This window comes from Streptomyces niveus, from assembly GCF_001723055.1.
Classification (GTDB): Bacteria; Actinomycetota; Actinomycetes; order Streptomycetales; family Streptomycetaceae; genus Streptomyces; species Streptomyces niveus.
Map to the genome: position 1 here is coordinate 1 of NZ_MDCR01000113.1, position 12,674 is coordinate 12,674.

The 12,674-nt window shown below is 70.6% G+C and carries 15 protein-coding genes; 2 read left to right on the plus strand and 13 right to left on the minus strand.

Annotated features, from left to right (window positions below; all coding sequences use genetic code 11):
• Window positions 1-209: 209 nt before the first annotated feature.
• The 8 genes from BHU15_RS14905 to BHU15_RS14940 all read right to left on the minus strand — a co-directional run bounded on the left by BHU15_RS14905 (window position 210) and on the right by BHU15_RS14940 (window position 7,637).
• Window positions 210-959, minus strand: a complete 750-nt coding sequence (locus BHU15_RS14905; protein WP_069627634.1) for a DUF3159 domain-containing protein — start codon at window positions 957-959, stop codon at window positions 210-212.
• A 3-nt stretch (window positions 960-962) separates the two neighbouring features.
• Window positions 963-1,349, minus strand: coding sequence for an OB-fold nucleic acid binding domain-containing protein (locus tag BHU15_RS14910; RefSeq protein ID WP_023538139.1), 387 nt, complete (start codon window positions 1,347-1,349; stop codon window positions 963-965).
• 33 nt (window positions 1,350-1,382) lie between these two features.
• Window positions 1,383-2,105: a response regulator gene (locus BHU15_RS14915; protein ID WP_051433625.1), complete on the minus strand. Its 723-nt coding sequence runs from the start codon at window positions 2,103-2,105 to the stop codon at window positions 1,383-1,385.
• 29 nt (window positions 2,106-2,134) lie between these two features.
• Window positions 2,135-4,681, minus strand: a complete 2,547-nt coding sequence (locus BHU15_RS14920) for a DUF4118 domain-containing protein (RefSeq protein WP_069627635.1) — start codon at window positions 4,679-4,681, stop codon at window positions 2,135-2,137.
• 147 nt (window positions 4,682-4,828) lie between these two features.
• On the minus strand, window positions 4,829-5,569 hold the full coding sequence (locus tag BHU15_RS14925) for an ABC transporter ATP-binding protein (RefSeq protein WP_069627636.1): 741 nt from the start codon (window positions 5,567-5,569) through the stop codon (window positions 4,829-4,831).
• Window positions 5,570-5,729: 160 nt separating this feature from the next.
• The gene (locus BHU15_RS14930) at window positions 5,730-6,503 is read right to left on the minus strand and encodes a DUF3710 domain-containing protein (RefSeq protein WP_023538143.1); all 774 of its coding nucleotides are present in this window, start codon (window positions 6,501-6,503) and stop codon (window positions 5,730-5,732) included.
• A 1-nt stretch (window position 6,504) separates the two neighbouring features.
• Window positions 6,505-7,020 (minus strand): dUTP diphosphatase, encoded by a 516-nt coding sequence (dut, locus tag BHU15_RS14935; RefSeq protein ID WP_069627637.1) that lies wholly within the window; start codon window positions 7,018-7,020, stop codon window positions 6,505-6,507.
• Window positions 7,017-7,637, minus strand: coding sequence for a PaaI family thioesterase (locus BHU15_RS14940; protein WP_247748773.1), 621 nt, complete (start codon window positions 7,635-7,637; stop codon window positions 7,017-7,019). The genes dut and BHU15_RS14940 overlap by 4 nt, the downstream gene beginning before the upstream one ends.
• Window positions 7,638-7,695: 58 nt before the next feature.
• Between BHU15_RS14940 and BHU15_RS14945 the strand changes: the two genes are divergently transcribed.
• Window positions 7,696-8,166: a DUF3093 domain-containing protein gene (locus BHU15_RS14945; RefSeq protein WP_031229298.1), complete on the plus strand. Its 471-nt coding sequence runs from the start codon at window positions 7,696-7,698 to the stop codon at window positions 8,164-8,166.
• Window positions 8,167-8,328: 162 nt separating this feature from the next.
• Here BHU15_RS14945 and BHU15_RS14950 read toward each other — a convergent pair whose 3' ends face one another.
• The 4 genes from BHU15_RS14950 to BHU15_RS14965 form a co-directional block, all read right to left on the minus strand.
• Window positions 8,329-9,246 carry a hypothetical protein gene (locus BHU15_RS14950; protein ID WP_069627639.1) on the minus strand — a complete coding sequence of 306 codons (918 nt, stop codon included), beginning with the start codon at window positions 9,244-9,246 and terminating at the stop codon, window positions 8,329-8,331.
• A gap of 13 nt (window positions 9,247-9,259) precedes the next feature.
• A complete protein-coding gene (locus BHU15_RS14955; RefSeq protein WP_023538148.1) occupies window positions 9,260-9,556 on the minus strand; it encodes a DUF4193 domain-containing protein in 297 nt (98 codons plus the stop codon).
• Between the two features lie 389 nt (window positions 9,557-9,945).
• The gene (locus BHU15_RS14960; RefSeq protein ID WP_069627640.1) at window positions 9,946-11,187 is read right to left on the minus strand and encodes a sensor histidine kinase; all 1,242 of its coding nucleotides are present in this window, start codon (window positions 11,185-11,187) and stop codon (window positions 9,946-9,948) included.
• A 5-nt stretch (window positions 11,188-11,192) separates the two neighbouring features.
• Window positions 11,193-11,846, minus strand: coding sequence for a response regulator transcription factor (locus tag BHU15_RS14965; protein ID WP_023538150.1), 654 nt, complete (start codon window positions 11,844-11,846; stop codon window positions 11,193-11,195).
• Between the two features lie 356 nt (window positions 11,847-12,202).
• Between BHU15_RS14965 and BHU15_RS40125 the strand changes: the two genes are divergently transcribed.
• Window positions 12,203-12,376: a hypothetical protein gene (locus tag BHU15_RS40125; protein WP_023538151.1), complete on the plus strand. Its 174-nt coding sequence runs from the start codon at window positions 12,203-12,205 to the stop codon at window positions 12,374-12,376.
• Between the two features lie 81 nt (window positions 12,377-12,457).
• Here the strand turns inward: BHU15_RS40125 and BHU15_RS14970 are convergent.
• On the minus strand, window positions 12,458-12,674 hold a 217-nt coding region (locus BHU15_RS14970; protein WP_303741189.1), incomplete at its 5' end, for an inositol monophosphatase family protein.

The following is a 12,674-nucleotide window of genomic DNA, read 5'->3' on the forward strand; positions in this document are numbered from 1 at the left end:
GGACACTCAGGCTGACTTGTGTCGCGTGGACCTGCCGGGTCGTCGAGTGCAGCGAACCTTGCACGCGGCGTAAGTCACGCCGTCCGGCCATGACCCCGGAGCGGCACCCGGCAACCACCGCAACCACCCCGGCCCGCCGCAGGCGCAACCCGCACAACCGGCCCGCCCGGCCGCCCCGGGCACCACCTAGCGCGCCGCAGGCGCAGAACCTACTGCTGCTCCCGCGCCGCGCGCTCCGCCTTCTCCGCCTCTTCCGCCGCTTCCATCTCGGCGAAGACGTCAATCGGGGCCGGTGCCTTCGCCAGGAACAGCCAGGTCAGGTAGACCGCCAGCAGGAACGGCGGGATCTTCAGGGAGACCAGCACCCAGCCCAGCTGCTCCGTGTCCGCCCACCAGTACAGCGGGAAGAGGATCGCGCACTTCGCGAGGAGGATGAACCCCCACGCGTAACTCGCCTTCGTGTACGCCGACTTGCGCCCCGGGTTCCGCGTACGCCAGGACAGGTTCTCCTTGAAGACCGGACCCAGGATCAGGCCGATCAGCGGCACCCCCGCGACGCTGGTCGCGATGTACGCAACGGCCAGTCCCAGCGTGTAGACCATGCCGGGCAGATAGAAGTCCTTCGCCTCACCGGTCATCATCGCGAAGACCACGCCGAAGGCGACCCCGAAGACGCCGCTGAAGGCGTGCTTCACCGTGTCGCGGCGGATCAGCCGGACCGCGACCAGGAGCAGCGAGACCGCGACCGCGGCGATCGCCGCGGCGTGCAGGTCCTTGTTGATCGTGTAGATCGTGACGAAGAGCAGTCCGGGGACGACCGTCTCCACCATGCCGCGTACGCCGCCGAACGCCTCGAAGAGCGCGGCCTCGGTCACCGCCTTGGCGTCGGCGTCGGTCTGCGGGTCGGCACCCTCGGGCGCGTGGGGGTGGGTCGTGGCTGGCTTGTCGATTGACGTCACCGGCTACTCCTGTCCGAGCGGTCGGAGTTCGTATTTGGGGTTGAACAGCACCCTGCGGCCGTGGCTCATGGAGATCCGGCCGGATGCGATGAGCTTGCGGCCCGGCTCTATGCCGGCTATCGAGCGCCGTCCCAGCCACACCACGTCCAGCGGCGCGGTGCCGTCGAACAGCTCCGCCTCCAGCGCGGGCACGCCGGCCCGCGGACGCAAGGTGACCGTCCGCAACGTACCAGTCACCTTCACTATCTGGCGGTCGCGGCAGTCGCCGATGCGTGTGCAGCCGGAGGCCTGCGCGTCCTCACGCAGCTCCTCGGACTCCAGGTCCTCCTGGGAGCTGGACAGCCTGTCGAGCATCCGGCGGAAGCGGCCGGTCGGCTTCTCAGCACTCATGACAGAAGCGTACCGGGGTCCGCGCGTCCCGGATCATCGGTCGAACCGGTAACCCATACCCGGCTCCGTGACGAAGTGCCTGGGGTGCGAGGGATCCGCCTCCAGCTTGCGGCGGAGCTGGGCCATGTAGACGCGCAGATAGTTGGTCTCCGTGCCGTAGGAGGGCCCCCAGACCTCCTGGAGGAGCTGTTTCTGGCTGACGAGGCGGCCGGTGTTGCGTACGAGGACCTCCAGCAGGTGCCACTCGGTCGGGGTGAGCCGTACGTCGCGGCCCTCCCGGTGCACCTTCTTGGCGACGAGGTCGACGGTGAACCCCTCCGTCTCGACCATCGCGACGCTGTCGTCGTCGCCGGAGCCGACGGGCTCGGCCCGGCGGACGGCGGCGCGGAGGCGGGCGAGGAGTTCGTCCATGCCGAACGGCTTGGTGACGTAGTCGTCGGCGCCCGCGTCCAGCGCCTCGACCTTCTCGTCGGAGGTCTGGCGCGCGGAGAGCACCAGGATCGGTACGCGGGTCCAGCCGCGCAGCCCCTTGATGACCTCCACGCCGTCCATGTCGGGCAGCCCGAGGTCGAGCACGACGACGTCCGGATGGCGGGCGGCGGCGAGCTCCAGGGCGGTCGCCCCGTCGGCGGCGGCGTCGACCTCGTACTTGCGGGCCTTCAGGTTGATCACGAGGGCGCGCACGATCTGCGGCTCGTCGTCGACCACGAGCACCCTCACGGGCCCTCGGGAGTCTCCCCCGGCGGGAGGCGCCATGGTGGCCTGCCTTTCTGCTGTGCCGCCGGTCATGAGCTGACCTCGGCGGGTAGTTCGGGGCCGGCCGGCGCGAGGCCGGGTACGGCCGTGAGGTCGAGGACCATGGTGAGTCCGCCGCCGGGGGTGTCCTCGGCGGTGAGGGTGCCGTCCATGGCGTCCACGAAGCCGCGGGCGACGGCGAGGCCGAGGCCCACGCCCGCTCCGCGCGGGGCGTCCCCGTGGCGCTGGAAGGGCTCGAAGATGCGTTCCTTGGCCTCGTCGGGGACGCCGGGGCCGCGGTCCACGACACGTACCTGGACGCGGGCGCCGAGCGAGCTGGCGGAGACGTTGACGCGGGTGCCGTCGGGGCTGTACTTGACGGCGTTCTCGACGATGTTGGCCACGGCGCGCTCCAGCAGACCCGGATCGACGGCGACCATCGGCAGCGACTCCGGGATGTCCAGGACGACACTGCCCTCGGGCACCCCGCCGAGAGCCATCGGGACCACCTCGTCCAGCTCCGTCTCGCGGATCAGCGTGCTCACCGTGCCGGTCTGGAGCCGCGACATGTCGAGCAGATTGCCGATCAGATTGTCCAGACGGTCGGCGCCTTCCTCGATGCCCGCGAGGAGTTCCCGGTGATCGTCCTCGGACCACTCGACGTCGTCGGAGCGCAGCGAGGTCACCGCGGCCTTGATACCGGCCAGCGGCGTACGCAGGTCGTGGCTGACGGCGGCGAGCAGAGCGGTACGGATCCGGTTGCCCTCGGCCAGTTCACGAGCCTGCCCGGCCTCGCCGATCAGCCGCTGGCGGTCCAGTACGACGGCGGCCTGGGCGGCGAACGCGGAGAGCACCCTGCGGTCCTCGGCCGGCAGCACCCGGCCCGACAGCGCCAGCGCCATGTGGTCACCGATGGGCAGGTCGACGTCCGCGTCCTCGGGCCGTTCGACCCGCTCGGCCGGCCCCACGCTGCCCGCGCAGGTCCACGGGGCGATGTCGCTCTCGCGCTCCAGCAGCGCCACCGACTCCATGGAGAACGTCTCGCGTACGCGCTCCAGCAGCGCGTCCAGCGTGGTCTCGCCGCGCAGCACACTGCCCGCCAGGAAGGACAGGATCTCCGACTCGGCGCGGAGTCTGGCCGCCTGGTGGGTGCGGCGGGCCGCGATGTCTACCACGGACGCCACGGAGACCGCGACCGCGAAGAAGATCACGATGGCGACGATGTTCCGGGGGTCCTGGATGGTGAGGTTGTGGGTCGGCGGGGTGAAGTAGAAGTTCAGCAGCACCGAGCCGACGGCCGCCGACGCGAGGGCCGGGCGCAGTCCGCCGAGCAGGGCGGCGAGGACGGTCAGGAAGAGGAAGAGCAGGACGTCGTTGGCCAGGCCCAGGGTGTCGTCCAGCGCGGTGAGGAGCAGCGTCAGCAGGACGGGGGCGACGACGCCGGCCAGCCAGCCGGAGAGGATCCGGGAGCGGCCGAGGCGGGCGCCGCGCGCGACGGGCAGGCCGCGGCCCTTGGCGACCTCCTCGTGGGTGACGATGTGCACGTCCAGGTCGGGTCCCGACTCGCGGGCGACGGTGGCGCCGACGCCGGGCCCGAAGATGTACTGCCAGGTCTTACGGCGGCTGGAACCGAGCACCACCTGCGTGGCGTTGACGCCCCGCGCGAACTCCAGCAGCGACGAGGGCACGTCGTCCCCGATGACATGGTGGAAGGTGCCGCCGAGATCCTCGACCAGGGTGCGCTGAAGGGTCAGTTCCTTGGGCGACGCGGAGGTGAGGCCGTCGCTGCGGGCGATGTAGACGGCGAGGATCTCGCTGCCGGAGCCCTTGGCGGCCATGCGGGCGGCGCGGCGGATGAGCGTACGGCCCTCGGGCCCGCCGGTGAGGCCGACGGCGATCCGCTCACGGGCCTGCCAGGTGGAGCGGATGTTGTGCTCGCCCCGGTACTGCTGGAGGTATTCGTCGACCCGGTCGGCCGTCCAGAGGAGGGCGAGTTCGCGCAGCGCGGTGAGGTTGCCGGGGCGGAAGTAGTGGGAGAGCGCGGCGTTGACCTTGTCGGGCTGGTAGATGTTGCCGTGTGCCATCCGGCGGCGGAGGGCCTGGGGCGACATGTCGACAAGTTCGATCTGATCGGCGCGCCGCACCACTTCGTCGGGCACGGTCTCCCGTTGCCGTACGCCCGTTATCGACTCCACGACGTCGCCGAGCGATTCCAGATGCTGGATGTTGACGGTCGAGATGACGTCTATCCCGGCCTGGAGCAGTTCCTCCACGTCCCGCCAGCGCTTGGAGTTGCGGGAGCCCGGGACATTGGTGTGCGCGAGTTCGTCCACCAGGGCGACGGCGGGACGGCGCTCGATGACCGCGTCCACGTCCATCTCCGTGAAGACGGTGCCGCGGTGGGGCAGCTCACGGCGGTGGATCTGTTCGAGGCCCTTGAGCATGACCTCGGTGCGTGGCCGGTTGTGGTGCTCGACGAACGCCACGACACAGTCGGTGCCGCGCTCGACGCGCCGGTGCGCCTCGGACAGCATCGCGTACGTCTTGCCGACGCCCGGTGCCGCGCCCAGGTAGATCCGTAGCTTGCCGCGTCCCATGGCCCCATTGTCTTCCCACCGAGCCGCTGCGTCCCCTCGCGGCTTCCCGCCCGAAGGTACAGCCCGGGACACCACCAAAACGGACATCCCGCAGGGTGCGGGGTCCGTCTTGACACGATTCTGATGGACCGGGGGTCGGCCGGGCCTCTAAGGGAGCGGGGCGCGCTCGTGCTCCACGAGATGGCCGTCGGCGAGTTCGAGCACCCGGTCGGCCAGGCCCAGGAGCTGCGCGTCGTGGGTGGCCACGAGCGCGGTGACGCCCTCGCTGCGTACGACGGCGCGCAGCAGCTCCATCACGGCGAGGCCGGTCTCGGCGTCGAGCTGCCCGGTGGGCTCGTCGGCGATCAGCAGGGCGGGCCGGTTGGCCAGGGCGCGGGCGATGGCGACGCGCTGCTTCTGGCCGCCGGACAGCTCGCCGGGCCGCTGCGCGGCGTGGTCGCCGAGGCCGACGAGGGCGAGCAGCAGGGCCACCCGCTCCTCGCGCTCGCGCGGGTCGGCCCTGCGCAGCCGCAGGGGTACGCCGACGTTCTCGGCGGCGGTGAGGATGGGGAGCAGTCCGAAGGACTGGAAGATGAAGCCGATGCGGTCGCGGCGCAGGGCGAGCAGGCCGTTCTCGCCGAGGGTGGCGAGGTCCGTCCCGTCGACGGTGATCTGTCCGGAGTCCGGGGTGTCGAGGCCGCCGACGAGGTTGAGCAGCGTCGTCTTGCCGGATCCGGAGCGGCCCTTGAGCGCGATCAGCTCCCCGCGCGGCACGGTGAAGGACACCCCGCGCAGCGCGTGGACGGCGGCGGCGCCGGTGCCGTACGAGCGGTGCAGGCCGCTCACCCGCACCATGGGTTCGGCCGCCGGGGCGACGGCGGTCGTGGTCGTGGCGCTGCTCTCGGTCATGAGTCGTTTCCCCCGTACGGTGCGGATTGCCCGGCGTCAGTATGTGCGGGCCGCACGCGGCCGGGCAATGGTGACGGCGGCCGGGAACGGCGGTGGGCCGCGCCCCCGTCACGGGAGCGCGGCCCACCGGCGCGTACGTCGAGGAGGGCGAACCCCCGGGTCAGCGCACCTCGGTGATCTCGGGGCCGCGCTGGAGCTGCCCCATGCCGCCGGCGAAGCGGGAACCTTCCTGCTCCTCGGCCTGCTGGACGCCCTCGGCGACCATCTGCGCGTCGTCGGGGAGCTTCAGGACGATCGGGTCGCGGGGCGCCATGGGGCCCTCGCCGCGCACGACGACCGTGTCCTTGAAGATCTGCTCCAGCAGTCCGGCGGCCTCGGGCTGCACCGCGCCCTGTCCGGAGATCACTCCGCGCAGGAACCAGCGCGGCCCGTCGACCCCGATGAAGCGCACGAGCTGTACGCCGCCGGTGCCGTCCGGGAGCTGTACGGGCACCTGGGCCCGCAGCTCCCAGCCGAGCGGGCCCTCGACCTCGTCGATGATGCCGCCCTGCTGCGTGATGCCCGAGGCGATCTCCTCGCGCACCTCGCTCCAGATGCCCTCCTTCTTGGGAGCGGCGAAGGCCTGGAGCTGTACGGCGCTGTCGCGTACGACGACGGTCGCCGCGACGATCGCGTCACCCGCCACCTCTACACGAAGCTCCATTCCGTCGACTCCGGGGACGAAGATGCCGCCCAGGTCGACCCGGCCCTCGTCGGGCTTGGAGACCTCGGAGATGTCCCACGGCCCGTCGGGCCGGGGGGCCGGGGGAAGATTCACCCGGCGGGGCTCCTCGGCCCCGTCCTCCGTGTCATCGGCGTCGATGTCGTCGACGACCTGCTCGGCCTCGCCCGCCGTGTCATCGGCGGCACCGCTCTTCTTGCGACGTCCGAACACGTCACTGTCCTTCCCGGTCGGATACGACCGATGCGTATCGATTCCCGCCCTGTGAACCGTCCACCGCGGCGTGACCGCCGGTGGACCCGAAGCCCCCCTCGGCCCGCGCCGAGCCGGGAAGCTCCGCCACCTCGTGGAAGCGCACCTTCTCGACCTGCTGGACGACCAGTTGAGCAATCCGGTCGAACCGCTCGAACCGCACCGTCTCGCGCGGATCGAGATTGACCACGATCACCTTGATCTCCCCACGGTACCCGGCATCCACCGTCCCCGGGGCATTCACCAAGGCCACTCCGCAGCGCGCGGCAAGACCGGATCGCGGATGTACGAAGGCGGCGTACCCGTCGGGCAGTGCGAGGGAAACCCCGGTGGGCAGGACGACGCGTTCGCCCGGAGCGAGATCGGCGGCCTCGGTGGTGACCAGATCGGCGCCGGCGTCGCCCGGGTGCCCGTACGAGGGCAGCGGCACCTCCGGGTCGGTCCGGCGGATCAGCACGTCGACAGGGTTACGGGTCATGGGTTCACCTCGAAGGCGCGGGCGCGCCTGACCTGGTCGGGATCGGCCATGGCCGCCCGGATCTCCTCCTGGCGGCCGTTGTCGACGAAGTGGTCGACCTTCACTTCCACGAAGAGGGCGCCGGCGCGGACGGCCACGGGGCCGTCGGGGCCGCCGAGCCGGCCGGTGGCGGAGCAGAAGATCTTCCGGCCGCTCACGGCGTTGGCCTCGGCGGTCAGGAAGAGGACGGTGCCGACGGGTACGGGGCGGACGAAGTCCGTCTCCAGCTTGCCGGTCACGGCGATCACGCGCAGCAGCCATTGCAGCGCGCCGAGCGACTCGTCGAGCGCGGTGGCGAGCACGCCGCCGTGCGCGAGGCCGGGAGCGCCCTGGTGGGCGGGCCGTACGGTGAACTCCGCGGTGATCGTGACGCCCTCGCCCGCCCTGCTCTGCAGGAGGAGGCCGTGGGGCTGCTCGTCGCCGCAGCCGAAGCAGTGCGCGTAGTGCGAACCGATCGGCTCGCCGGGTGCGGGGGCCTGCGGGTGCCGTACCGGCGCTATGGCGTCGGCCGGCGGCGTCAGAGCCGGGGACCGGACGACGGAACGGGGGGTCTTCCCCCCGGAGGGCACAGTACTCACAGGCGCAGACCTTACCCGCGCGGCTACCCGCCGGTCGCACCGTGCCAAGCTTGGCTCCATGGAGCATTCAGCGGCGCCTTACGACGAACGTCTCACCGCACCGGGTTCCTGGTGGGTGATCACTGTTCTCGTCGCGCTTTCGGGGGGTCTGATCCTGCTGCCGCTGGGCACGGTGCCGATGCTGGGGGCGGTGGTCGTGACGGGGCTGGCGGCGGCCCTGGCGGTCAGTTCGTACGGCTCCGCGCGGATCCGTGTGGTGGCCGGCTCGCTGGTCGCGGGCAGTGCCCGGATCCCGGTGGCGGCGCTCGGCGAGGCCCACGTGCTGGCCGGCGAGGAGGCGCGCGCCTGGCGGATGCACAAGGCCGATCCGCGGGCCTTCATGCTGCTGCGCAGCTACATCCCGACGGCGCTGCGGGTGGAGATCACCGACACGGCCGACCCGACACCGTACGTCTATGTGTCGACCAGGAACCCGAGGGCGCTCGCGAAGGCGCTGGACGCGGCGCGGGAAGTGCGGGAGACGGCCTAGGTCCTGCCTTCGAACTGGCGTCGTCCGCCCGAAGGGCGGGGCTCACAGCGGCTGGTGCGTGCGATCGCACGGCGGAGGATCGCTCCCGTACTGGACGTACTTGGACGCCTTCGAGAACCCTGCCAACGCGGCGAGGGCGCGTGCCAGGCGTCGTGACAGGACCTAGCGGCCCAGTTCCCTGGGGAACTCGGGAGGCAGCACCTGGGGCTGCTCCAGCGGCGGCAGGGCGGGCAGGGCGTCCCAGGGGACCTGGCGGGTACGCAGGTCCTTACGGATGCGCTCGGCGACCTTCTGGGTGTCGCGGCGGTTCATCATCGCGCCGACGGCCGCTCCGATCATGAAGGGCACCAGGTTCGGCAGACTGCGGACCGTGCGCTTCATGATCTGCTGACGCAGTTCGCGCTTCATCCGGCCCGAGAGCGCCGAGTTGAGGCTCGCCGGCTTCATGATGTCGACGCCGCGCTCCTCGGTCCACGAGGTCAGATACGCGGTGCTGCGCTGCTTGAGATTGCCGGGCGGACGCAGGCCGTAGACCTCGTGCAGCTCGGCGATGAGTTTCAGTTCGATCGCGGCGACCGCCGTGATCTCCGCGGCCAGTTCGGCCGGCATCGCGGGCGGTACGGGCATCATCGCGACGGCGCCGATACCGGCGCCCACGGTGGAGCTGCTGTTCGCCGCGCCCGCGACGAGTTTGTCGGCGAGCTCTTCGGGCCCCAGCCCGGGGAACTGCCTGCGGAGCGCGGCCAGATCACGGACGGGCACGCGCGGTGCGTTGTCGATGATCCGGTCGGCGAGATGCGCGAGCCCGGCCCTGGCGCTCGCGCCGCCCTTCTGTATGCCCCGCTTGACCTTGCCCAGGCCCCGGGCCCCGGTCACGGGCCCGTCGTGGTCGCCCTGGGCGGCTGCGAGCGAGGCCGGGAGGCCTCGCCCGTCGTCGTCGGATACGCCGGGGTGGGGCAGGAGAGCGGAGTGCTCGGCAGGGGGCGTGACGCCTTCTGCCGGGCCCGGACCGCTCTGGTACGCCTCCGACGCGTTCTTGCGCCGGAAACGCCGTTTCCTGGACGGTGTGTCACCTGCCACGGCCGACCGCTCCTCAGTCGCAGTCGCGGCAGATCGGCTGACCGTTCTTCTCCCGGGACAGCTGGCTGCGGTGGTGCACGAGGAAGCAGCTCATGCAGGTGAACTCGTCGGCCTGCCTGGGCAGTACGCGAACCGACAGCTCCTCGTTGGAGAGGTCGGCCCCGGGCAGCTCAAGTCCCTCGGCCTGCTCGAACTCGTCCACGTCGACCGCGGATGTCGACTTGTCGTTCCGACGGGCCTTCAGTTCCTCAAGGCTGTCGGAATCGACGTCGTCATCGGTCTTGCGTGGGGTGTCGTAATCCGTTGCCATGTCGCTTCTCCCCCTCTGGGTGTCATCGGTGTCTCAGCGCGTAACGCGTGAGAGGCCGGACTTGTGCCCGACCTGAGGCGGAGATTTTGCCTCACATCAAGGTCTGTTACTCAATCGACACCCAACCGGACTCTTCCGGAGTGATCGGCATTGGGTGGCGAACCGGACCGTACACGGTCCGAATGTCGTACTTCACGGGCGCCACCCCGTGTACTTCCCGTGATCCCGACCCCCGGAAACCCGGATTTTCCGGGCTTTCAGCAAGGGGCTTGATCACAGAGAGTGCGAGGCTTGAATTCGCCCCTGTGATCGATCACACACGGCCCAACCGGGAACGGGTCCCGAAAATTCCGCGCAAAGCGAACTTCGCTCCGATCCGGAGCGAAAACTCAGACCGGCAGAGTGACACGCATCACGAGCCCGCCTCCCTCGCGGGGCTCCGCGATGATACGGCCCCCGTGGGCCCGCGCGACCGAGCGGGCGATCGACAGGCCGAGGCCCACGCCCTTGTCGCTGCCGGTCCGCTCCGTACGGAGGCGGCGGAACGGTTCGAAGATGTTGTCGATCTCGTACGCGGGAACGACCGGCCCCGTGTTCGACACCAGCAGCACCGCCTCACCGTGCTCGACGGCGGTCGTGACCTCGACCCAGCCGTCCTCCTTCACGTTGTAGCGCACCGCGTTCTGTACGAGGTTGAGCGCGATCCGCTCCAGCAGGACGCCGTTGCCCTGCACGACCGCCGGCACGCACTCGCCGCGCAGCTCGACGCCCTTGGCCTCGGCCTCGCCGCGTGTCTGGTCGACGGCGCGGGTGGCGACCTCGGCGAGGTCGACGGGTTTGCGTTCGACGAGCTGGTTGTCGCTGCGGGCGAGCAGCAGCAGACCCTCCACCAGCTGTTCGCTGCGTTCGTTGGTGGCCAGGAGGGTCCTGCCGAGCTGCTGGAGCTCCACAGGAGCCGCCGGATCGGAGAGCTGGACCTCCAGCAGCGTGCGGTTGATCGCCAGGGGCGTACGCAGCTCGTGGGAGGCGTTCGCGACGAAGCGCTGCTGCGCCGTGAAGGCCCGTTCCAGCCGCTCCAGCATCTCGTCGAAGGTGTCGGCCAGCTCCTTCAGTTCGTCGTCCGGGCCGTCCAGTTCGATCCTGCGGGACAGGTCGGAGCCGACCACGCGGCGCGCGGTGCGGGTGATCCGGCCCAGCGGCGACAGGACCCGGCCGGCCATCGCGTAACCGAACGCGAAAGCGATGATGGACAGGCCGGTCAGGGCGAACAGCGAGCGGGTGAGCAGGTCGTCGAGCGCCTGCTGGCGCTGGGCGGCCATACACGCCTTGAGTGACGAGTTCAGCTGGTCGTTGTTGACGGCCTCGTTGAGACCGGGGCAGGTGGGGCTCGTCAGCTGGACGTTGACCCCGGTCACCTTCAGGGCCAGCTCGCTGCCCTCGTTGATGGCCTGCGCCGCCAGCAGATAGATGATCGACAGCAGCAGGATGCCGGCGATCAGGAACATCCCGCCGTAGAGCAGCGTCAGACGTATCCGGATCGTCGGACGGACCCAGGGCAGCGCCTGGTCGGGCCGTCTGGGGTCCCAGGTCGGTTTCGGGGGCGCCGTGGGGGGCGCCGGGGTGGTTGCCACGGGCATCAGATCCGGTAACCGGAGCCGGGCACGGTGACGATCACGGGCGGCTCGCCGAGCTTGCGGCGCAGCGTCATGACCGTGACGCGCACGACATTGGTGAAGGGGTCGGTGTTCTCGTCCCAGGCCTTCTCCAGCAGCTGCTCGGCGGAGACCACGGCGCCCTCGCTGCGCATCAGCACTTCGAGGACCGCGAACTCCTTGGGCGCGAGCTGGATCTCCTTGCCGTCGCGGAAGACCTCGCGGCGGTTCGGGTCGAGCTTGATGCCCGACCGCTCCAGGACCGGCGGCAGCGGGACGGTCGTACGGCGGCCGAGGGCCCGCACCCGGGCGGTCAGCTCGGTGAAGGCGAACGGCTTCGGCAGATAGTCGTCGGCGCCCAGCTCCAGGCCCTCCACGCGGTCGCTGACGTCGCCGGACGCCGTGAGCATCAGCACGCGGGTCGGCATGCCCAGCTCGACGATCTTGCGGCAGACGTCGTCACCGTGGATGAGCGGAAGGTCGCGGTCGAGCACGACGACGTCGTAGTCGTTGACCCCGATCCGCTCCAGGGCCGCGGCGCCGTCGTACACGACGTCGACGGCCATGGCCTCCCGGCGCAGCCCGGTGGCCACCGCATCGGCGAGCAGCTGCTCGTCCTCGACGACGAGTACGCGCACGTCGCTGTCCTTCCTCTGAGCCCATTGCCGGAGATCCGGGGAACCGGGCAGGTCGTAGCACTGGTTGTGCGGGCCCATCCTGCCCGCTACGTGCATAAACCGGCGGTAAGACAATGCCGACCGCCGGGCATACGGAAGGAATACGCAAGATTCCTGAATGTCGGGAGGTTTCTGCCGCACACGCCCTGGGGATGACGAGTGCACACCCGAGATCACGCCCCTTACGTGGCATGCCACTACCCGCTCTGTCCCCCAGAGGGAGTGGTGCGTGATCGACAGCTGTCGGCACTTCCAGGTGCCACGTGACCACGACGTCGGCACACCCCCGTGCCATCGACCCACGCCGAGGGGGCGCAATGGACGCATTCACCGCAGGGCTTCTGCAGCGTATAAGGACCACCGAATCCGATCTCACACGGGCTCGTGAGACGGGCGACGACTTCCTCGCGGAGGTCGAGCAGGAGGAGCTCGACGACCTGCACCGCCTCGCGGCCGAGCACGGCGTGCAGTTCGGCACCGCGAACGTGTGACCCGTACGGGAAGGACCCCGGCGCCTTGGGACGGTGCCGGGGTCCTTTCCTGTCCGGGCGGCCGGATCTCCGTCCGGACGGTCAGTCGTGCCAGGCGCCGTACTCCTCCAGCAGCGCCTGGAGCGGTTCGAAGACGCCGGGCGTCGCCGCGACCGCGAGGTCCCCGTCGGCCGGGGCGCCGGGGCGCCCGCCGGTGAGGGCGCCCGCCTCGCGTGCGACCAGTTCGCCGGCCGCGAGGTCCCAGGGGTGCAGCCCGCGCTCGTAGTAGCCGTCGAGCCGGCCGGCGAACTGGTCGCAC